The sequence below is a fragment of the Rohdeia mirabilis genome (assembly GCA_007750655.1).
In the GTDB taxonomy this organism is placed as follows: Bacteria; Planctomycetota; UBA1135; order UBA1135.
In genome coordinates, this window is record CP036290.1 from 849805 (window position 1) to 872650 (window position 22846).

The 22846-nt window shown below is 69.0% G+C and carries 12 protein-coding genes; 10 read left to right on the forward strand and 2 right to left on the reverse strand.

Annotation, left to right across the window (positions count from 1 at the left end):
• Positions 1-12: 12 nt before the first annotated feature.
• Positions 13-825, reverse strand: coding sequence for a uracil-DNA glycosylase family protein (locus Pla163_RS03105; protein WP_419186264.1), 813 nt, complete (start codon positions 823-825; stop codon positions 13-15).
• A 79-nt stretch (positions 826-904) separates the two neighbouring features.
• Between Pla163_RS03105 and Pla163_RS03110 the strand changes: the two genes are divergently transcribed.
• The 3 genes from Pla163_RS03110 to Pla163_RS03120 are packed head-to-tail and all read left to right on the forward strand — an operon-like array spanning position 905 to position 5047.
• Positions 905-2101 (forward strand): NAD(P)-dependent malic enzyme, encoded by a 1197-nt coding sequence (locus Pla163_RS03110; RefSeq protein WP_145183409.1) that lies wholly within the window; start codon positions 905-907, stop codon positions 2099-2101.
• A gap of 13 nt (positions 2102-2114) precedes the next feature.
• Complete coding sequence (locus Pla163_RS03115) at positions 2115-4394, forward strand: oxidoreductase (protein WP_145183412.1); 2280 nt, start codon at positions 2115-2117, stop codon at positions 4392-4394.
• A gap of 23 nt (positions 4395-4417) precedes the next feature.
• Positions 4418-5047, forward strand: coding sequence for a hypothetical protein (locus Pla163_RS03120; protein ID WP_145183415.1), 630 nt, complete (start codon positions 4418-4420; stop codon positions 5045-5047).
• A 32-nt stretch (positions 5048-5079) separates the two neighbouring features.
• Here Pla163_RS03120 and Pla163_RS03125 read toward each other — a convergent pair whose 3' ends face one another.
• A complete protein-coding gene (locus Pla163_RS03125) occupies positions 5080-6078 on the reverse strand; it encodes an SDR family NAD(P)-dependent oxidoreductase (protein ID WP_145183419.1) in 999 nt (332 codons plus the stop codon).
• Between the two features lie 346 nt (positions 6079-6424).
• Here Pla163_RS03125 and Pla163_RS03130 point away from each other — a divergent pair, with 346 nt between their 5' ends.
• The 7 genes from Pla163_RS03130 to Pla163_RS03155 all read left to right on the forward strand — a co-directional run bounded on the left by Pla163_RS03130 (position 6425) and on the right by Pla163_RS03155 (position 22770).
• Entirely contained in the window at positions 6425-8725 is a 2301-nt protein-coding gene (locus Pla163_RS03130) for a hypothetical protein (RefSeq protein ID WP_145183422.1), read from the forward strand.
• A gap of 60 nt (positions 8726-8785) precedes the next feature.
• Complete coding sequence (locus Pla163_RS18655; RefSeq protein WP_419186265.1) at positions 8786-11401, forward strand: hypothetical protein; 2616 nt, start codon at positions 8786-8788, stop codon at positions 11399-11401.
• Positions 11398-11799, forward strand: coding sequence for a DUF120 domain-containing protein (locus Pla163_RS03135; RefSeq protein ID WP_419186266.1), 402 nt, complete (start codon positions 11398-11400; stop codon positions 11797-11799). Before Pla163_RS18655 ends, Pla163_RS03135 begins: the two co-directional genes overlap by 4 nt.
• An 81-nt stretch (positions 11800-11880) precedes the next feature.
• Positions 11881-14445 carry a peptidase associated/transthyretin-like domain-containing protein gene (locus tag Pla163_RS18660; RefSeq protein WP_419186267.1) on the forward strand — a complete coding sequence of 855 codons (2565 nt, stop codon included), beginning with the start codon at positions 11881-11883 and terminating at the stop codon, positions 14443-14445.
• A 50-nt stretch (positions 14446-14495) separates the two neighbouring features.
• Entirely contained in the window at positions 14496-17048 is a 2553-nt protein-coding gene (locus Pla163_RS03145; RefSeq protein ID WP_145183432.1) for a carboxypeptidase regulatory-like domain-containing protein, read from the forward strand.
• A gap of 14 nt (positions 17049-17062) precedes the next feature.
• Entirely contained in the window at positions 17063-19801 is a 2739-nt protein-coding gene (locus Pla163_RS03150; RefSeq protein WP_145183435.1) for a hypothetical protein, read from the forward strand.
• Positions 19802-20085: 284 nt separating this feature from the next.
• On the forward strand, positions 20086-22770 hold the full coding sequence (locus Pla163_RS03155) for a carboxypeptidase-like regulatory domain-containing protein (RefSeq protein WP_419186268.1): 2685 nt from the start codon (positions 20086-20088) through the stop codon (positions 22768-22770).
• The last annotated feature ends 76 nt before the right edge of the window (positions 22771-22846 follow it).

The following is a 22846-nucleotide window of genomic DNA, read 5'->3' on the forward strand; positions in this document are numbered from 1 at the left end:
GAGTCGCCGCGCTCAACGGTCGAGGTCGATCCCCAGCGCCGCCAGTTGGGCCTCGGCCTGCGGCGCCCACCCGCGGTTCGCCAGCGGACTGGCCGGACTCGGGTGGAGGATCGTGCCGAACGCGCGGCCGGATTCGCTGCCGATCGCCGACCTGGCCCGGTCGAGCGCGAAACGGCCGATGCCGATCACGCGCTCGGGGTCGATGGCCTCGACCATCCGGACCAGCGCGCGGTCGCAGACCTCGAACAGCGCCTCGCGCTCGGCCGCCGGCAGCTTGTCCGGCGTGCGGTTCTTGCCGCCCTCCTCCATGAAGGCCAGCGGGCAGAAGTTCCACACGAAGAAGCGGTCGAAGAAGGCCGCGGGCGTCCCGAAGCGCTCGGCCGCCCAGCCCCAGACGCGGCGGCCGCTCACCTCGCTGCGCGTGCAGGCGAAGCCCTCGATCGGACGCTTCGGATGCTGGTCGGCCGGCGGCACGACGCCCGAGTCGATGCCCATCCAGTCGCGCACCGCGGCCACTTCGCCGAACGGCACGCCGGTCTGGACCATGCCCCAGGGTCCCGGATTCATCCCGATCAGCACGGCCTCGGGGCGCGGGCGGACGAAGCGTTCGATGAACGTGGCCGACGCGTCGCGCGCGTAGTCGAGCGGGTTGTAGACGTGGGCGACCGGGTCGGCGAAGGCGAGAGCGTCGACCGCGTCCGACAGCTCGTCGACGATCGCCTGGACGCGTGCGGCCAGCTCGGCGCGCGCCTTCTTCGTGACGCGGCTCTTCGCGTCGCCGGGACGGGGACGCGAAGCTCCGGAGCGGGGGCGAGCGGCGGACATCCGGGACACGCTACCGCCGGGACTCGCGGGGGCAAGCCCCGTGTTTGGAGCGGACCTCGGGGCGCCGTATCGTGCGGCGATGGACGTCTACGAAGAATCGCTGCGGATCCACGAACTGCACCGCGGCAAGCTCGAGGTGCGCTCGCTGCTGCGCGTCGACTCACCGCGCAACCTGTCGCTGGCCTACACGCCCGGCGTCGCGCGACCCTGCGAAGTGATCGGCGAGGACGTCTCCAAGGCCTGGAGCCTGACGATGAAGGGCCGCACGGTAGCGGTCGTCTCGGACGGGTCGGCGATCCTGGGTCTGGGTGATCTGGGCCCCGAGGCCGCGCTGCCGGTCATGGAGGGCAAGGCGGTCCTCTTCAAGGAGTTCGGCGGCATCGACGCGTTCCCGATCGTGCTCGACGCGCGCGACCCGGACGCGATCGTCGAGACGGTCAAGCGCATCGCGCCCACGTTCGGCGGCATCAACCTCGAGGACATCTCGGCGCCGCGCTGTTTCGAGATCGAGGACCGCCTGCAGGACATCGGCATCCCGGTGCTGCACGACGACCAGCACGGCACCGCGATCGTGTGCCTCGCCGCCGTGCAGAACGCGCTGCGGGTCGTGGGCAAGGCGCTGGTCGGATCGCGCGTCGTCATCAGCGGCGCGGGCGCGGCCGGGCGGGCGATCGCGCGCCTTCTGTCCTGCGCCGACGGCGGCGACCGCTGCATCCCGGTCGGCGAGGTGCTGGTGTGCGACAGCCGCGGAATCATCGGGCCGCACCGCGACGACCTCGACCCGGTCAAGGCGCAGCTGCTCGAGCACACGAATCGCCGCCATCTGAGGGGCACGCTGAAGGACGCCATGCAGGGCGCGGACGTCTTCATCGGCGTCAGCCGCTCGCGCCTCATCGATCGCCGGGACGTGGCGAGCATGGCGAAGGACGCGATCGTCCTCGCGATGGCGAACCCCGAGCCCGAGATCCTGCCCGACGAGGCGCTGGCCGGCGGCGCGGCGGTGGTCGGAACCGGTCGCAGCGACTTCCCGAACCAGGTCAACAACGTGCTCGCGTTCCCGGGTCTGTTCCGCGGCGCGCTCGAGGTGGGGGCCACGCGCTTCACGCCCGGGATGAAGTTCGCGGCCATCGACGCCATCGCCGGCTGTGTGGTCGAGCCGGGCCCGAAACGCATTCTCCCGCCCGCATTCGACCGTTCGGTGGCCTTCGTGGTCGGCGACGCGGTCGCGCGCGCAGCCCATGCCGACGGCGTGGCGCGCATTCCCCTGAAGGACTGATCGAGACGCTCCCATGCGAGTTGCCTGCATCGGCGGCGGTCCCGCCGGCCTCTACTTCGCCGCCCTCTTGAAGGAGCGCGTCCCGTCGGCCCAGGTCGACGTGTTCGAGCGCAACCGCGCCGACGACACGTTCGGGTGGGGGGTCGTCTTCTCGGACGAGACGCTCGACCGCTTCCGCGAGGCGGACGAAGTCACCTACCAGGCGATCCGCGACGGGTTCGTGCACTGGACGGACATCGAGAACCACTACGGCGGCGAGTGCGTGCGCTCGACGGGCCACGGCTTCGTCGGTACGCCGCGCCGCGAGCTCTTGCGCATTCTCCAGGAGCGCTGCATCGAGCTCGGCGTCGACGTCAAGTTCGAGACCGAGGTGTCGCTCGACGAGGTGCGCGGGTCCTACGACCTCGTGGTCGCCGCCGACGGCATCAACAGCGCCGTGCGCAGCCAACTGGCCGAGACGTTCAAGCCGACGGTCGAGATGCGGAACTGTCGCTTCGCCTGGTTGGGCACGACGAAGCCGCTCGACGCATTCACCTTCGTCTTCCACGAGGGCGAGCACGGCCTGTTCATGGTGCACGCCTATCCGTTCGTGAAGCACGACGACGGGTCGATGCTCGGAACCTGGATCGTCGAGTGCCACGAGGACACGTGGAAGCGGGCCGGCTTCGACGCGATGAGCGAAGAGGACACGATCCGCTACTGCGAGGCGCTGTTCGCCGAGTACCTGGACGGGCACAGTCTCCTTGGCAACCGCTCGATCTGGCGCCAGTTCCCCAACGTGGTCTGCGAGAGCTGGCACGACGGGAACGTGGTCCTCCTGGGCGATGCGGCCCATTCGGCGCACTTCTCGATCGGCTCGGGGACGAAGCTGGCGATGGAGGACTCGATCGCGCTGATCGACGCGCTCGAGCGCCACGACTTCGAGCCGAGCGCCGCGGTGCTCGCCGACTACCAGGAGTCGCGCTACGTCGACACGCTGAAGATCCAGCGCGCGGCCCAGACGAGCCTCGAGTGGTTCGAGAACGCCCAGCGCTTCGTGGGCCAGTCGCCGGTCCAGTTCATGTTCAACCTGATGACGCGCAGCAAGCGCATCACCTACGACAACCTGGCGCTGCGCGATCCGAAGCTGGTCGAGCGCGCGCGCGACGCGTTCTGGGCGGACGAGCGTTCAGGAGGCGCGGCGGAAGGTGCGCCGCAGCCGCCCGCGTTCAAGCCGCTCGCGGTGCGCGACATGCAGCTTCACAACCGCATCGTCGTGTCGCCTATGTGCATGTACTCGGCCACCGACGGTGTGCCGAACGACTGGCACCTGGTGCACCTGGGGTCGCGCGCGGTCGGCGGCGCGGGCCTCGTCTTCACCGAGATGACGAACGTCGAGGCGGCGGGCCGGATCAGCCACGGCTGCGCGGGTCTGTGGAACGAGACGCAGCGCGACGCCTGGAAGCGCGTGACCGACTTCGTGCACCAGCACTCGGCGGCGAAGATCGGCATCCAGTTGGCGCACGCCGGTCGGAAGGGCAGTTGCTCGCTGGCCTGGGAGGGCGACACGTCGCTGAAGGACGCGAGCGCCTGGCAGACGTTCGGGCCCAGCGCCGAACCGTTCCGCGAAGGGTGGCACGTGCCGAAGGAGATGGACGCGGCGGACCTCGCTCGCGTCGAGGCGGCGTTCGTGAACAGTGCCAGGTTGGCGCTCGCGGCCGGCTTCGACTGCATCGAGCTGCACATGGCTCACGGCTACCTCCTGTCGAGCTTCCTCAGCCCCGCGTCGAACCACCGCCAGGACGAGTACGGCGGCAGCCTCGAGAACCGCATGCGCTTTCCGCTGCGCGTCGCGAAGGCCGTGCGCGCGGTGTTGCCGGACGGCTATCCGCTCTTTGCGCGCATCAGCGCCGTCGACTGGGTCGACGACTCGCCGGACCTGGACGAGGGCACGACCATCGAGGACTCGATCGTCACCGTGCGCGCGCTGATGGAGCTCGGCGTGGACGTGATCGACGTGAGCACCGCCGGCAACACGCCCAAGAGCAAGCCGATCTACGGCCGCATGTACCAGGTCCCGTTCGCCGAGCGCATCCGCTCCGAGACGGGCGCCACCGTCATGGCCGTGGGTGCGATCCAGGGTATCGACCACGCGAACACGGTCCTCGCCGCCGGCCGTGCCGACCTGTGCGCCCTGGCCCGTCCGCACCTGCTCGATCCGCACCTGACCATGCGTGCCGCGGCCGACATGGAGGTGCCCACGCACCCGTGGCCGAAGCAGTACCTGGCGGTGCGGCCGCGGATGGGGGAGTGAGTGCGATGGCGAGTGAGATGGGAATGACCGACGAGGTACTGGCAGCGGGTTTTGCGCATTTCAAGGTCGAGCACGGCGCTCCCTGGGGTGACTACGGCGCCGTACTGATGAACGGGTGCATGATCTCTGGCCCCGACGGAGTCGAGAGGTATGGCCGTGTCGGACCGTTCGTGCCTCCGGTCTCGACCTGCTGGGGCGTAGGTCCCCTCGTCACCGACAAGGTCGCGGACCGACTGCGGGCCAGCGGTCTTCGCGGACTTGAACTGCGTCGCGTCGAGCCTCGGCCGGCCGTTCGCTTCGATTGGCGCCACCTCGTCGATCGGGCGCCGGAGCTCGACGATCCGATTCCGGACGAGATCTACGAGCGGTTGATCGAGAGCGATCCCAACTCGCTCGTGAGCCATGGTCAGCACGATTCCAGCCTCGTCGACGAGATGGGGCCGCTCTGGCAGATCCACGGCACCGAGGTGCCGATGGTCCACGGCGCCGATGGCGACGATGCTTGGGACCGAGCCCATGTGGGTGAGCTCGACGCCTTCCACGACGGCGACGGATGGAGGGCCTTCAGTCTGCGGGCTCTCGAGGTCCTCGTGCAAGAAGCCGGAGCCCCGTGCCGCTTCCAGTTGCGGCGCGTCGTGGACGTGTCCGGCTGACGGACGCGCTCCGAGAGGCCTCCCCCGAAGACTCAGCGCGCTCCGTCCAGCGCGGCTTTCACCATCTCCAGCACCTCGTCCTCACCGAACACTTCCTGCGGCCCGCTCGCGATCTCGGCCACGCGGGCGATCGCGGCGCGCAGGGTCATCTCGGCCTCGGCGCGATTGGGTGTGACGATCGTGCGGCGGCGCGGCGCCTCATCGGTCAGGAACGCGAGGAAGGCGGCGGCCACGTCGTCGGGCTCGTCGTACTGGTCGCGGTCGCCGGGACCGGAGAGCCGGGCCTCCATCTGCTCGGCGTAGCGGCTGCCTTCCGTCGCATAGCCGCGTGCCTGGAGTCGCTCGCGCATGGACACGCCGATCTGCGAACGGTAGTTGCCCGGATCGACGACGCCGACTGCCACGCCGAAGGGCGCGAGTTCGGCCGCGAGCGTGTCGCTGAACGACTCGATCGCGTGCTTGCTCATCGTGTACGGCCCGCCGAACTCCCAGGCCAGAAAGCCCGAGATCGAACCCGTCGTCGCCATGCGCCCGCCGCTCGCGATCAACAGATCCGCGAACGCGCGCGTCACCCGCACCGGTCCCTTCACGTTCACGTCGAACTGGAACTCGAGGTCCGCGTCCGTGACTTCGATCAGCGGTGCGACCACGGCCACGCCGGCGTTGTTGATGAGGCCGAACAGTCCGCGTCCGCCGGCTTCGACCGTGGCCACCGCCGCTGCGATCTGCTCGGGGTCTGTCACGTCGAGGCGGATGCCCTGCACGTTCTCGAGCGCGTTCAACTCGGCGAGGTCCGCGTCCTTGCGCGCGCCGGCGTAGACGAAGAACCCGTTCGCGGCCAGCACCTCCGTCGTGCGCCGCCCGATGCCCGAGCTGGCGCCGGTGACGAGCACGGCGGGGCGGGAGCTCTCCTCGTCGTCGGTGACGGCCGCCTCGGCCTCACGATCCTGTGGCGCGCTCGTCGCGTTCAGTCCGAGTGCGCCGAGGGTGGAGAGCGCGAGCGCGAGGAGGCCGAGGCGTAGGTGGTGCATGGAGGGTCAGCGTGCGTGGAAGGTCGTCGTGTGCAGTCGCGAGGGTGCGATCACGCCTCGACAGTATCCTCTCCCCATGCGCTCGCGAACGACCCTTGCCCTGGCCCTCGTTCTCCTCGCCGTCGCGCTCGTCCTCGTCACTCTCGTCGTGCGCGGCGGGAGCGACGGTGAGGGGATCGCGTCGACGGGTACATCGCTGACGGCTTCGACCGCTGAGTCTGGCGACCGGGGCGTGGGTGCAGCTCTCGAGTCCGGCGAAAGGGTGGCTGCGTCCTCGGACTCGACGCATCGGTCTGCGGTGCCAGAACCCGATCCGGTCGCCAGGGTCGAGAGCGTCGGCGACCGGATGCGGATTCGCTGCATCGACGCGACGACTGGCGAAGCGATCGAGGGCGCACAGCTCCACCGGACCGACGCACCCGCGTTCGGCGGCGAAGCGCTGCGCGACCTGAGGCAACCGGTCGCGTCCGTGGTGGAGCGAGGCGTCGCGGTCGAGCCCGCCCCCGACGGCAGCCTGTGGATCGAACGGCCCTACGTCCGCACGTGGCTCGCCGCCGTCGCGCCCGGGCACTTCGGCGTGCTCGAGATCCATGTTCCGACCTACGAGGTGGAGGCGGTGCTCGAGATGGTGCCGCGCGCGACGATCGAGGTGGACGTGGTGGACTCGATGGGTGCCCCGGTCGGTGGGATGCCCGTTCGACTCGACTTCACGGGCTTGAACGACGAGGGTGCCCAGACCTGGGCCGGGAGCCTGTACCTCAGTACCGACGCCGACAGCGGCCGCGCCTCGTTCGAGCTGAGTCAACCGTGGATCCTCGCTGCGCTGCGCGAGACCGGCGTGGTCCGCGCCCGAGCATCGATGGTGTCCAGTGAGCCCGTACAGATCGAGTTCCAGGCCGATCCACTGCCGACCGAACCCGTCGTCCTGACCGTTCCGGACTTCGGCTCGGTCGTCGTGGAGCATCGTTGCGAGCGCGGCGAGTTGCTGCCGGGAGCGGGAATCGTGGATCTCGCCCGTGTGGGCGCACTGGGCTCCGCGCGAGAGTGGTTGCTCACCGGTCGCGCAGTGTTCGAGTTCGTCGAGGTTGACGGCCGCTTCACTGCGAGGACCGAGAACAGCAAGGTCGGCGCGTTCGACGGGCCCATGGTCCGGGGCGAGACGATCGTCGTCAGGGTCGGCCGTGGAGAGCCGCGACTCGTCGCGCGGATCGTGGACGAGTTCGGTGCGCCACTCGCGAACGTCAGCGTGAACATGGGCGCGAAGCGAAAGCAGAGCTCCGTCACCGATGAAGATGGGATCGCCGTCCTGCAGATGCCTGACACGGGCGATCTGGTCGATGGGTTCCGTACCTTGACCTGCTTCGTCCTCGAAGACCTGGGCCCGAGGTCGGTCGGACGACGGGGCGAAGGGGTCTTCGTTCTTCCCACCGACTTCGATCGAAGGGTGGATACCGGGACGTACCACATGGGCGACGTGGTCCTCCGCGCTCCGCCGTTGCTCGTGCACGGGCGCGTGGTCGATCCCGGTGATCGCGGCGTGGCCGGCGTCGAGCTCGCGGTGAGATACTGGAACGGCCTCTATTGGGCCGATACGGACCTTCGCGGATGGACCGACGCGGACGGGCGGTTCCAGATCGCTCTGCCGGTGGAGACTCCGGAGTGGCTCGGCACGACGGACCTGGTGCTCGCGGCGATTTCACAGATCGTGTCGTCCGCCACTGACCTGGAGTTCGAAGTCGGCGACGAGGTTTCGATGGTCGTCGAGCGCCGTTCTCGTATCGAAGGAGTGGTGCGCGTGTCGGGAACTCGAGCGACGTTCCCGCTGCGAATCCAGGCCATTCAGACCCTCGATGGCGACGCCACGCCGAGGCTCGAGTCGGCGCGTGTCGTCGACGACGGTTCGTTCGAGATCAGCCTCGCTGCTGGCATCTGGAGTCTCCAGCTGGTGGCAACGGTCGAAAGGGGGAGTTGGGGCGGACGGACCGAAGAGGCCCTCGCCCTACTCGACGGTCTGGTCGTCGAAGCGGGCGAACGCACACGACCACCCGAACTCGACCCCTGGGTCGTCGATCTCGCGCCGAACACGATCCAGGTCCAGGGTCCGGACGGAAGTCTTCTGGTCGCCGGAAGCGCGTTCCTCGTTCGCGATGGGGTATCGATCGGTCGCGCGGCCCTCGCGAATGGCGTCATCACGATTCACGACGGCGATCGAGCGTTGGGTCTGTGGATCGAAGCGCCCGGCTGTGCGGCGCTCTTCGTACCGGATGCGAGCCGTCTGAACAGAGTCGCGCTCGAGGCCGCGCCCAGCCTCGTGGTGGACGTGACGTTCCCGGACGGATCCCTGCCAGCCAGCGCGCAGCTCTCGGCCCGCGTGCGCCACGACGTGCCGTTCGAGGGGCGCGGGCTCGAGAGTGGGACCGTCGTGGAGGAGGGCGGCGCTCGGCAGCTGAGCTTCGAGCAGCTTCCCGCGCTCGGTGCCGCGGTGCTCGAGCTGACGCTACGGGACAGCAACGAGCCAGCGGCCTGGGCACCGATCACGATCGAGCGCCGCGTCGATGTCCTCGGTGGCCTCGAGATCCAGCGCGTGGCCGTCGAGCTGACGGCCGCCGAGATCGCGGATGCATTGGTCGAGCGCTCGGGCGACTAGCGGCCAGTGCCTCACGACGGGCGGCCCACGAAAGAGAGCTCGAGCCCCTATCCTCTCCCCATGCGCTCGCGAACGATTCTCGCCGTGGTCCTGGTGCTGCTCGCCGTTGGCGTGGTGGTGACGATCGCGCTGAACGAGGGCGGTGGTGACGGACCGGCGGCGATCGAGTCGAGTCCTGTAGCCGGAGAAGCGCGCGAGGCCGACGCACCGACAGTCGCGTTCGACGTAGCGGCGAACGAAGGCAGCGCCGCCGACTCCGACCTGCGCATGTCGATCGTCGAGAATGCGCCCGTCGTCGAGCTCGTGCTCGACGACGCCACGCCCGGCTTCCTGGTGCGCTGCGTCGACGCGGCGACGGGTGCGCCGATCGCGGGTGCGCACGTGTACCTGTCCGATCGCGAATTGCCCGGGACGCTCGACAACGGGTCGCATCCGACCCCGATCGAAGCTCTGATCACGCACCGCGAACCGCAGGTCGCGAACACTCGCGGTGAGGTGCGCCTGCCTCCGCCTTTGACGTCGGGCCTGCTCGCGGCCGTGGACGGAGACCACCGCGCCGCGCGCTTCGTCGGTCCACCGCTCTTCGAGGACGTGATCGAGCTGCGACTGGAGCCGCGACGCGACCTGGTCATCGAGGTGCGGCACGCGGACGGGTCACCGGCCAGTGGGTTCGATGTGGTCCTCAATGCCTGGCGCCAGGGCGCGAGGGCCGGTAGCGAACACTTCAGCGGCGGCATCACGCGGATCGAGACGGATGCGGATGGGCGCGCCACGCTCGAGTGGCATTCCCTGCGTGCATCCACAGGGATCGGTGCGGCCGTGCGTGTCGAGGTCGAAGTGGACCTGGTGACCCGCGATCCGGTCGCTGTCGCGTTCGACCTGGGCGATCCACTGGTCGAGCCGTTCCAGCTCACGCTGCCACCCGTGGGGCAGGTCGCGGTCCAGGTCGCCACGCCGTCGGGCCCCGTCGGACGTGGCGCCTGGACGGCGTATCTCGGTCCCGAAGGGGGCTCCCGGTCGAGAGTTCGGAGCGCACCTGTCGTCGATGGGCGCGCTGAGTTCCGCGTCGCGGCAACGAGCGAGCGCTTCGCTGCCGAGCTCGATCGTCGCCCGGATCTCTCGGCAGCGGGCGGCGCGTTCTTCCTGGGGCCGGCCCAGCACGGTGAGGAAGTCGTGATCGAGGTCCCACTCGCGGGCGTCCAGGTGGTCGGGCGGCTCACGGACGAACTCGGAGGACCGATCGGCGACGAAGCGTGCGTCGCCTACCCGGTCGCATCGAGGGAGCAGGCCATCTCCCCGGGGACCGATGCAGACGGCTGGTTCGCTGCACCGTGGTCGCAGTTCCTCGTCTCCGGAGCGAAGTCGCACGAGCCCGTCGAGTGGGTGTTCGAGGTGGAGCGCTCGAGTACGCCCCCACTTCGCGGAAGTGCTCTCATCACGAAGTTCGCTCACGACTCCTTCGGTCGCGACGATCACGGGGAGTACGACATCGGCGAGATCGTCATGTTCGAAGCGCCGCTGCTCGTTTCCGGCGTGGTGGTCGACACGCTGGGCCGACGGGTTCCGAACGTCCAGGTGGTGATCGAGGCGGTAGGGCCGGAAGCGCTCGACAGGGATCCGGTGACGTCGGCGAGAACGAACGCGTCGGGGCAGTTCTGGGTCCCGCTGCGCGACGTGCTGACTGAACGTATCGGCGGGCGACCGCTCGTCGCCAGCGTGGTCAGCGATGCCCATGCCTCCGTGGGCCCCGAGGAATTCAGGGCCGGAGCCGAGTTGACCCTTACGATCGAGGGCGTTGCGGTGATCGAGGGCCGGATCGAAGCCTCGGCGACGCACGCGTTCACTGGCTTCTCCGTCGTCGGCACGCCGCGCGATGCGTGGAAGCGTAGGGCCGAATTCGACGTCGAGCTCGATGCCGGAGGACGATTCCGAGCCGTCGTACCGGCCGGAATCTGGTCGCTCGAGCTCTTCAGTCGAACAGGTGGCGGATTCGGCACCGGTTCCCTCTGGTATTTGGGCCGCATCGACGGAATCGAGGCGCGCGCGGGCCGCACGGTTCGACCTCCATCTTTGAACCCCTGGTCGATCGAAGTGGAGCCGCACACGGTGCAGGTGTTCGAGCCCGACGGACAGCCGGTCAGGATGGGGTACGTGACGTGGGTGCACCCCGGCGGGGTCACCGCCCTGGGGCGCATCTTCGAAGGTTCGCTCGAAGTCCACGCCACCACTGGAACGGTCGATGCCTGGATCCAGAACTTCGATTGCGCGGGGCTCTTCGTTCGCGACATGCGCAGCCAGTCGTCGATCACGCTCGAGCCCGCTCCTGCGATCGCGGTCCATGTGCAGGCTCCCGACCTCGAACTCCCGGCCGGCGCCGAGCTCGGTCTCGAGCTCGAGTTCGATCTCCCTTTCGAAGGTGGCGGGGCGCTGAACGCGTCGGTGCGCTGGGACGACGCCACCGACGGCTTCCGCCATTGGTTCAAGGTGCTTCATGCCGTGGGCGAATGGCGCACGCGCCTGTTCGTGCGCCGCGATCGAGCCTCGCCCGCGCTCGAATTCGGCAAGGCGCACACCGTCGTGGTGTTCAGTGGCGCCGAGCCTCAACAGACGTCCATCACCCTCGACAGCGACGAGGTCGCGGAGGCGCTGCGGGTGCTGGAGGAGCAGGAGCGATGACGACCACCCGCCGCCACACCGGCATCGTCCGCACCGGCCAGGGCGACTTCGCGCGCTGGATGGAGCTGCTCGCGGCGCAGTACGCGGCATTGGCGGGGGTCGAGCTGGTGCCGGGGACGCTGAATGTCGAGCTCGACGAGCCTTGGTCGATGCCGGCGCACGCGCTGCGGCTCGAGCCCGATCCGCTCCTCGGCACCGTGCGCGTGTTCGTCGCACCGTGCCGGATCGCGGGCCGTTCAGCGTTCGTGCTGCGGACCCAAGCGAACGAGGAGGACCGCGGCGACCATCCGCGCAACCTCGTCGAGATCGCCGCCGACGTGCACCTGCGGTCGGTGCTGGGCCTCGCGGACGGCGATCGGGTCGAGGTGGAGTTGCCCGACGAGGCGCACGAGCGCTGAACGCTCGTCGTCGGGCGGCTCGCTCAGTGGGGCCGGTCCGTCGCCGATCGGTCGATGCCGCGTGGGCGTAGACTCGTGCCCATGGCTCGCACCCTGACTCTTGTCGTCGTCCTCGTCCTCGGGTTCCTCGCCGCCTGCCTGATCGTCGATCCGTTCGCGGAGTCTCCCCGGCTCGGATCGGGCGCCTCCGAGATCACGGTGACGCCACAGGTGGATCAGGCCGAAGGTCCAGCGCTCGTCCGTGCTGACGATGCCGAATCGAGTTCCGCTGCCGAACGGCGCGAGGTCGGCATCAGCGATGGAATCGTGCTGCGCTGCGTCGACTCCGTCACCGGCGCACCGATCCCGGGTGCCGATCTGTATCTCTTCGACCCGACATCCGCCGCGACCGGTGAGAGTTCTCAGGCCGCGCGCCCGGTCGATCACGCCATCGCTCACGGAGAACGAGTGCGATCCGACGCGCGCGGGGAGGTCGTCGTGCCGCGCCGTGCTCTCTTGGCCGCCGGAGTGGCTGAATCGCGGCGCGGGTACGCGTGGATCACGGACACGATCGGGCGCGTGTCGATGGACATCAGCTTGGGGCCTGTCGACGAACTCATCGTCGAGGTCGTCGATCCCGACCAAGAGCCGATCGGTGGGATCGAGGTCGTGATTGTCGGTTGGGGACGCTCGCCCTTCATGAACGCCCGCGAGCAGACGTTCTTGCGCGCCAGGACCGACCCCGAGACGGGACGGGCTGCCTTCGACTGGCAGGCACTCGAGCAGGTGGCTGCGGGAGTCGTCGACGAACGCCTCACGGTGCGCGTAGACCGTATTGGCGGCTTTCCGACCGGCAAGGAAGTCGACTTCGAGCAGCGTGCGGACGGCCCCGTTCAAATCGTCCTCGACGACGTCGGCGCCGTCGTCGTCGAGTTCGTGGACGGTCACGGCGAACGCCTCGCGGGCGAGTTCGAAGTCCTCGTGAGTGGCTGGGGGCATCCGTTCGGTCGCGGGTCGCGGCGAACGAGCGGCGGACGCGCACGCTTCTATCCGGTGGCGGCAGGGATGGATCTCAGTGTGACGACCACGGAGAGGATCACGAGAGGGACTCTCAATTCGCTGGCCGCCCCTGAACTGGGTGGCTCGCTCGTTCCAGGTCAAGAGCTCGAGGTACGCATCATGGTGGACTGCGATCGAGTGACTGGGCGACTGGTCGATGGTGACGGTCAGCCACTCGGGAACACCGAAGCGCGTGTGTTCGAAGAGGGCGAGCTGCGCCGATTCGCTCCGCGAGGCCGACTCCTCACCGATGCCGAAGGTCGCTTCGTCGTGCCCGCGTCGATCGCTTCGGATGTACTGACGAAGCCCATGGCCGAGCAGTGCCGCATCGTCGTCGAAGGCCCACGAGGTGGGCTCGGTCGTGAAGCCACCGTTTCGATCGAGTTCCCCGACGATGGGACAGCGGTGCTCGACATCGGCGACGTGCAGCTCGAGCCCCAACGCGCGCTCGTGACGGGCTCCGTCGTGGATCCCGCTGGAAGGCCCGTACCGTTCGCTCGGGTCTCGCTTCTCGAACCGGGTTCGGAAGGTCGCTGGTCGAGCGTCGACTACGTCGACTCGGGAGCGAACGGGCGGTTCGTGGTTCCTGCGGCTGATGGCTTCGCGGCGCAGGCGGGACGCGGAGAGTTGCTGTTGCGCGCAGAGGCTCCACACGTGACGCTATCAGAACCACTCGCGTTCGCGGTTGGTGACGACGTTCGTCTCGGGTTGGCCCGATCGCATCAGTTGGGCGCGATCGACGGGCGAATCGAGGTCGCAGGCGGAGACGACGACTTGCGCTACACGATCGACGCCTTCGCCACAGAGCCGAATGAAGACCAGCGAAGTCGAGTGCGTAGCTTCACGGGGAACGACGGCTCGTTCACGCTCTACCTACCCGAGGGCCACTACGACCTGGAGGTACGCAGGGATCGCTTCCCGAACGGCCACACCATCGCTCGGATCGAAGGTGTTCACGTGGAGTCGGATCGACGAACGGCCGACCCACGTCTTCAGCCCTGGATCGTCGAAACTCGCTCGCTGGCGCTGGACCTCGAGTTGGCCGACGGATCTCCGTGGGACTCACGATGCGCCGTGTACCTGTTCATGGACGGGCATTTCGCCGGCGCCTTCGATGGGCAGTACGGTCGCATCGAGACGGAGGTCGGACTCGGTCGTACCGACCTGTGGGTGGTGCCGGAGCAGCGCTCGAATACGACCCTCGCGGCCGTCGTGATCGAGGACGCGCCGGCCGCGTCGACCGTCGTCCTGCCGCCGCGGCCCCAGGTGCGAGTCGTCTTCCGTGCTGCTGTTGGTGACCTGCCCGAGTACGCGACGTTGGTGGCGAGCCTGTCGCTCGAGCCACCGTTCGCGGGACCCGAGCCGTTGCGGCTCCAGGGAGCGAAGACCTACGAGTTCCCCTACGAGAGCGCCCCGTTCGACCTGCCCGCCGCGGGGACCTGGGACGTCGAGCTCCAGGTCCGTGGCCGGAAGGGCGCGATCGTCGGTTCGGTCGGTGAGTTGCGCCACTTCGATGTCGAGTCGGGGGTGGAGGGCGTGCAGACGTTGACGATCGACGTGACCGAGTCCGAGCTCGAAGAGGTCGTCGCGATCGTGAGCGGCCAGTGAGGACGATCGCGCCGGTGGTCCCCCTACCGCGCCGCTCTACACTGGCACGCATGGCTCGCAACCTGACCCTGCTCGTCGTCCTGGTCCTCGGACTCGTCGCCGCCTACCTGATCGTCGATCCGTTCGCGGAGCCTCGGCGCCCCGCGCCTGGCGGTCTCTCGGAGAACACGATCACGCCTCGGACCGCGGACGTCGAGGAGTCGGAAGTCGTCGACGCCGGAGACTCCCACGATGCCCCAGCGGGTTCTGCCGCTGAGCGGCGCGAGGTCGGCACCAGCGGCGGATTCACCCTGCGCTGCATCGACGCGTCGACCGGCGAACGCGTGCCGGGGGCGAGTGTCCACACGACGACGGCGACGCCGCTCAGCGGTCCGCTCCACTACACGTACCCGCGCCCCATCGACGCGCTGATCGAACTCGGGGCGGAGTACCGGACGGACGAGCGGGGCGAGGTCCAGCTCGCGCACGCGCACTCGGGGCTGCGCGTGGCTGCGGTGGCCGGAACACTGCGCGGTCTGGGATACGTCGCCCCGTCGAGCGACGACGAACTCGTCGTCGTCGTCGAGCTCACCGCTGCCCAGGACCTGGACGTGAATGTGCTGGATCGTCTCGGGTCGGCCATCGCCGGGGTCGAGGTCACCGCGATCGCGCGTGGAACGAGGGAGCCCATTCCGCTGGAGAACAACTTCGATCTGCTGCGTGGGACGACCGACGACGACGGTCGAGTCGCGTTCGAGTGGCAGGCTCTGCAAGGGAAGCTGGCCCCGATCGAGTCGAACGACGTCTGGGTCCAGGCGACGGTGATCGGAGACGCGCCGGTCCAAGCGTCGTTCGATCGCGACGCGCCGCCCGACGAGCCCGTGACGTTGACGCTTCCGCCGACGGGTAGCGTCGTCGTCGATCTCGTGGACAAGGCGGGCGAGCTCGTGCGCGGATCCCACGAAATGCGGATATCTGGGTCGAGTCCTACGACCGGTCGCGCTCGCGGATTCACCGACGGAGGGCGGGTCAGGTTCTCTCCGGTCGCATTGTCGGGCGATGTGCGGGTGGATTGGGGGAGCGGTCAACGGTTGATCGAAGGCCCCGTCGCGCCCGACCAAGAGATCGTAGTCCGTCTCGTCGAACCCCATCACCAGGTCGTCGGCCGGCTCGTCGACTCGGATGGCGCAGCAGTAGCGGATGCCGAAGCGAGCATCCATCGAGACGCAACTCAGACCTACCCCTTCCGTCGCGGTATTCGGATCCGTACCGACGGCGATGGGCGTTTCGGTGTGATCCGGAATTGGCATGGAGACATCGTCGTGCCGGCGATGGACGAGGAGTGGCGCATCCTCGATGGAGCTCCGAGCTCGCCGTCGCGCCGAGAAGCGTCGGTCGCCGTCTCTTTTCCGGATCGAGGGCACGAGCAGATGACGCAGGATCTGGGTGACGTCGTGCTCGCACCCATTCGACCACTCGTTTCTGGTGTCGTCGTGGCGGAGGACGGCCGTCCTATCCCCGACGCGCGTATCGCCCTCGCGGAGCAACGCGATGGGGAGCGCAACGCAACCCTCGCGGTTGTCCAGACCGACGACACGGGTCGGTTCGTGATCCCCACCACCGTCGAGCTGGAGGAGTTGGCCTCGAGCGGTTCGCTCTTCCTGCGTGCTTCCACCGGTCGGGCGTCTGCGCGCGAACCCGTCGCATTCGCGCCCGGCGACGTCGTGCGTCTCGAAGTCGAACGGCGCGGAGCGGTGGCCGGACGCATCGTGGTCGAAGGTCGCGACGACCTCTCGTTCATGTCGGTCGGACTCAGCACTCCCGGCGCGCCGAACGCCTGGCGGTCCGGCACCGGGAACCCCGTCGGTCGTGACGGATCGTTCCGTCTGGATGCGGCCGCGGGTGAGTACGACTTGGTCGTGTGCGGCGGCGGCTTCTTCGACGACTACATGGTCGCGTGCATCGAAGGGGTACGCGTCGAGTCCGGCGTCATGGCCGATGACGTGCGCCTCGACCCGCTGCGCATCGACCTGCGCCAGGTGTCGATCGAGATCGAGCCGGCCGACGGGACGAGTCTCGGCCGCTGCGAGGTCTTCATCGGGATCGACGGCCGTGCGGCCGGAACTCTCGACGCCGGGCCGGGTCGGCTCACACTCGAAGTCGGTGAAGGGCGCGTCGATCTGTGGATCGTTCCCGAGGCGTACGGGCCCAAGTCGCCGGCAGCCGTCCTGGTGGAAGACGCCGGCAGGATCTCGAAGGTGGTGATCCCGCCGCGACCCGAGGTGCAGATCGTCTATCGCTCGGACGGCGGCTCGTTGCCCGAAGGCGCGGCCCTGTTCGCCCAGTTGACGCGCACGCTGTTCGACGGTTCCGAGCCGCTCGATGGATACGGGCCCGTCGGGACGACCGCGCTGCCGTTCGAGAGTGACGCCTTCGAGTTGCCAGCAGTTGGTACCTGGGAGGCGCAGCTCATGGTGCGTGGGACGAGGGGCCGAATGCCGTCTCCCATCGGCGGGGTGCGCCACTTCGAGGTGGAATCCGGCGTGGACGGCGTTCAGGCGCTGATGATCGACGTGACGGCGTCGGAGCTCGAAGAGGTGGCTGCGCTCGTGAGCGGCCAGTGAGGACGATCGCGCCGGTGGTCCCCCTACCGCGCCGCCCTACACTCGCGCGCATGGCTCGCACGCTCGTCGCCCTCGCGGGAACGCTCGCTCTGGTGTCCATCGCGCTCGTTCTGTGGTTCGCGAACGGAGCCGATCCGGGGCCGCGTGCGCTCGTGGAGTCCGACGCGGCTTCCGGCACGCAGGGAACGGACGACACCGAGTTCACGCACGGAGCGACCGGATCGGTTGGAGCGGCGGCGACGGACAGCGCAGTTGCGCGCGGGCGCCGCGCACTGGTGGGCACACCCGAAGCCGCGCTCGACCTCACGGGGCGCACGTTCCAGATCCTGTGCATCGACCGAGCGACGGGCGCGCCCGTGCCGTCGGCTTCGGTGTTCGTGTCGGACGCGCCCTCGTTCGACGGGATCGACGCGGCGTCGCTCCCGCGCCCCACTCGGACGCTGCGCGAGCACGGCACGCCGCACGTGGCGGATCTTGCAGGCATCGTCGAGATCGAGCGCCCGGTCCGTCGGACGCACATCGCGGCATGGTCGGGTGAACAGAGCGGGTTCGTCAGTCTCGAACTCCCGATCATCGACGGTGTCGCTACGGTCGCTCTCGATCCGGTGCGCGAGTTGACGGTCGAGGTGCGCGACGCGAGCGGTGCGCCGGTCGGAGGGATCCTGCTGGACGTCGGAATTCGCGCCGTCGATCGGGATGGAAAGGAGTACGGCCAGCCGAGATCCATCTCGGTCGCCACGTCGGACGGGTCGGACGGTGAGCTCGGGCGCGTCGTGGTTGACTGGAGCGCGTTCCTCGCGAAGCTAGGCCGCACGTCCACGAGAGTCGGCTTCGTCGAGGCCGAGTGGTCGTCGCCCGACGCGCCGCGCATCACCTTCGACCCGGGCGAACTGCCGGCCGAGCCGCTTCTGCTGACACTCGCGGAGTCTGGCAGGCTGACCGTCGAGCTGCGCGATGGCCAGGGTCGGCTCGTTCCGGGTCGCCATTGGATCTCGCTCTCGGGCGCCGCACGTCGGCCCCCTTCCTTCACCGCGTTCACCGACGGAGGGCGAGCCGAGTACGAGCGTGTGGCGCTCGACCGCACGTTGCTCGTGGTGGCGAACAGATTCACGTTCGGCGACGGCCCGACCGTCGAGGTCGTCGGCCCCACCCAGGCGCGCCGTGACGTCGCCGTCGAGCTCGTGATCGAAGAGACGCTCGTCGTGGGCCGCGCGGTCGACGAAGACGGGCGGCCGCTCGCCGACACGGAGCTTCTCGAGTCGCCGCGAGGCTCGGGCGAACCGCTCCTTCTTTCGACCGACTCGGAGGGCCGGTTCGCCTTCATGCGCCGTGGGCGGGTCACCGAGGCGCTCGGCGGGCGCGAGATCCAGTTCGATCTCGTCGAAGGCAGCTGGTGGAGCAGATCGCCACGAACCGCGGCGATCGACCATCGGATCCCGGCCGAGGACTTCGGCGTCGCCGGACAGCGCAGCGTGACGGACGTGGGGGACGTGGTCTTCGCACGGGATGCGCTGCTCGTGCAGGGACGGATCGTCGACGCGTTCGGGAGAGTCGTGCCGAACATCGGGGTCGCCGTCCACGAACGCGCGGGTGGTGGCTGGAAGCAAGTCAGCATCGTCGACGGCAGCACGAGCGTGCTCGGCGCGAGGACCTCGGAGGATGGACGCTTCGCGATCCACGCCGGCGACGCGTTGGCGGCGAGAGCCGGAGCCGGCGAGCTCTACCTCTTCGCCACATCGCGAACGTTCCGGGCGACCGAGCCCGTCTCGTTCGCTCCCGGGGCCGACGTCGAGGTCGTCGTGCATTCGTTCGGGCGCGTCACCGGACGGATCGCCGGCATCGACCCGGACGACTTCAGCAGCTCGAGCGTGTACGCGCGCTCGAGCTCGACAGCGGGGCCCCTCCAGGACTGGACGGAGTACAGCCGCGTCGATCGCAGCGGTGGGTTCGAACTCGACCTCGCTCCTGGCGACTGGGACCTCGGGCTGAGCCTGGATGTCGAAGCGGGTGAACGTGTGATCGACGTGCTCGAACGGGTCGAGGTGATCGAGGGACGAAGAGCTCAGGACCCGAGGCTGGATCCATGGGAGCCGCCGATCCGCAGGATCGAAGTGTCGGTCGTCGACGCGTCGGGCGCTCCCGTCGACCGCGGCACCGTTTGGATGGACGCAGCTTGGATGGAGGCTGCGTGGATGGACGGCGATCGGAGTGATGCTGCCAGCTCGGACACGGTCGAGGCCACCGAGCCGCGACGCGTCGGGCTGCACTACGGCACGTTCGCGTTCTACGCGGACGGACCTGCCCCCGACGTCTGGATCGTGGCAGAAGGCTACGAGAGCGCGCTCGTTCGCGCGCCCTTCGACGGGCTCGTCGTGACGCTGGCTCCAGCGCCAACGGTCGAGCTCGCGATCGCTGGACCTCAGCTCGAGCTGCCCGGCTCGGCGGAGCTGCGCTTCGTGCTCGTTCCCGACTCGGTTCCGCTGTCGGGGGCCCCGCGGGTGGAGGCCTACTCGGTGGAGGGCTTCACCGACGTTCCCGCGGTCGTCGAACTCTTCGAGGTGCACAGCCCGGGCGCGTGGACCGTCCTGCTGCACGTGGCTCGCAACGCCCACGCCGATTCGATCCAGGTCGGTCCGAGCTGGAGCATCGACGTGGCTGCGGGATCGGCGCGGCAGCGGTTCGAGATCGAACTCGAACGGGCGCACGTCGACCGAGCGCTCGAGGTGCTGCGCGACTCGAGCGACGACGACTGAAGCGCGTGGCGTCGCGCGAACGATCGTCGGGCCCCGTTCACGGCGGGCGCCCTTCCTCGGCGTTCGGCACTCGAGTTCGCTGGTGAGGCTCGGTCGCGAGCGATCGACGCACGACACGTAGCGGATCTTCGTCTCGGGTCGGTCGCACACGGATTCGGGCCCCTGCGAGCGACGCTCTGGCCCGATTGCCTCCGCCCCTCCGGCGCGCTCGTCCCCGGTGCGACACGTCGAGGTGGCGGCCTCGGGCCTGGGCACGGCACTGAACGAACGCGTATCGTGAGGCGATGCGCCCGCCCTCGCAGACCCGCGTGCGACTTGCCCTCGCCTTTCTGTTCACCGTGGCGCTCGTCGCGATCTGGATCGTGCTCGCGGAGCCGTGGGTGGGCGGTCAGCACGCGCGACCCCCGCAACTCGCAGTGGATCCGTCGCATGCGCCGCTCGACGAGCCGGACGAGGCGCGACTGATCGACCGCGAGCGCGGAGCCGTTGGAACGCGGACCGAGTTGCAGCTTCCCGAGCTCGCGGCGAGCGCGACGACCGATTCCGAGGGTCCGCCGACGGTGGCGAGTGTCGCGGAAGGGATCGTCGTGCGCTGCATCGATGCGGCGACGGGTGCGTCGCTCGAGCACGCCCCGAACGGCGGCCTGCGGTTGTTCCGTTCCACGCTCGCCGAGGTGGACGGCCGACAGATCCGACGGCACGCACAGCCAGTTGCGGCGACTCGCGACCACGGCGTCGAGATCCTCCCCGACGCGGCGGGGCGTTTCGTCGTCGAGCGTCCCTTCGTCGAGACGTGGTTCGCCGCGGTGACCGACGATCGCCACGGTTGGAGTCTTGTCGAGATGCCGATGTACGACCGAGAGGTCGTCGTCGAGCTGCGGCGGCAGGAACTCCTGCACGTCGACGTGGTGGGTCCGAACGGCGAGCCCGTTGGCGGTGTGCACGTCTCGCTCTCGCTGACTTTCTGGACCGAGAGCGGCGCGCGTGGATCGGCCGGAACCGGACTCTCGGGGGTGACGGGCGGCGACGATGGACGCGTCACCATCGACGTTGCGCGGCTGGCGGACAGCGAGTACCTGCCGCGTGCGACCGAGGTCGTCGCGAAAGCGTACGTGCGGATGGTCGAGGACGCCATCGCCACCTACTCGATCGGTGCACCGCCGATCGAGCCGCTCGTCATTCGACTACCCGCATTCGGTCGTGTCGTCGTCGAGCAGGAACTCGATGGAGTGGTCCGCCCGCTCGGACAGCGTGTGGAGCTCGAGTCTGTGGAAGGTCGCGCCATCCGCGGAGTCGCTTCGGCTCACGCGGGTCGCGCCGTGTTCGAAGTGGTCGAGGTCGGCCACCGGTTCCAGGTCGCGGTCACGCTTCCCGGCGACGGTTTCGGGTATCACGAGTTCGGCGAGCCCTTCGACGGCCCGCGCGAGCACGGGGAGGAAGTGGTGGTCCGGGCGGGCGCGATCGGCGAAGTCGTGATCGCGCGGCTGGTCGACGAGGCCAGTGAACCGCTGGCCGAGGCCGAGGTCCGTACCCTGTTCAGTGGCGGCGTGAGCAACGGGACGACGACCGACGAACTTGGCTTCGCGTACTTCAAGGTCCCGCACCTCGAGCAGGTCTTCGACGGCGACCGCTTCACCGTCGTGTTCGAGGACGTGGATCGTCGCGACGGGCCGCTGCGACGAGGCGAAGGCTCCGTCGTGATACCCGGTGGGGCGCGTCGTGATGCCAGCGTTCGCGGCGTTCACGACCTGGGCGACGTGGTGATGCGCGTGCCGCCGCCACTGGTGAGCGGCATCGTTGTCGACAGCGCGGGGCGTGCTGTTCCCGGCGTCGTGGTGGGAGCGCGCGGCACGGTCGCGGGTCGTTCACGCTCCATCGCACGCGCCGCGTCGGGCGCCGACGGTCGCTTCCAGCTTCCGGAGTCCGTTCGGTTCGACGTCCGCACCGACGTCGGTGACCTCGTGTTGACGGCAGGGTCGGCGTCCGTGGTCATGGAGTCGCCGATGACCTTCGAGATCGGGAGCGAAGTGACGGTCACGGTGGTGCGTCGCGGCCGCGTGGAAGGGCGTGTGGCGGTCGACGACCTCGGGCGTCTCTTCGACGCTCGCATCGTTGCGAAGCCGTCCTCCGGCGCTCGGCAATGGGGCACTGTCGAGGCCCTCGCGGACCAGTCGTCGGACCGCTTCGGTGAGTTCGCGCTCACGCTTCCACCCGGCCGCTGGGACCTGGAGCTGTGGGCGACGGTCGAGCGCTCGGACGACTTCCGGAGTCGAGGCTTCGGAACGGGGACCTCCGGCATCCAGGGCTACGACGTCCTGATCGACACGCTCGAAGGGCTCTCCGTCGGGCCGGACGCGCATCTGCGTCCCGACGCGCTCGACCCGTGGCTCGGACTGGCGAGCACGGGCACCTGTGCGGTGCGCGATGCCAACGGCGAGCCCGTGCGAAGTGGCGTGGCCATGCTGATCCAGGACGGACGCGCCGTGGGACGCATTCCCGTTCGTCGGGGTGCCTTCGATCTGCGCGGGACTCTTCGACCAGTCGATGCATGGATCGAGGTCGACGACCACGCCGCGCAGTTCGTGTCGGACGTGGTGGGCGGATCGGTGGTCGTGCTCGAGCCGGCACCGACGCTCGAGGTCTCGTTCGACCTACCGGCGAGCGGTCTACCGGACGGACACTCGATCGAAGCCACGGCGACGCTCGACGTGCCCTTCGAAGGCGACACTCGACGATCGGCGCAGCCGGAGCGGGACGATTACCCGACCGGGCCGCTGCGGTTCGCGAAGCTCTCCTGGACCGGCGTGTGGACGATCCAGCTGCACGTGCGCGACGCCAGGCGGCTCCGCACTCCGATCGGCGAGCCGATGGCGGTCGACGTGTCGGGGGGAGCCGAGATCCAACGCGCACGCATCGTGCTCCACGAAGGGGATCTTGCGGCCGCGCTCGCTGCACTCGAGGAGAGCTGACCGCGGCGCTGTGGCGCGCGGCCACGTGGTGCCGAGAACTCGTGGCGCTTCGCGACGAGCGAAGTGACGACGCGAG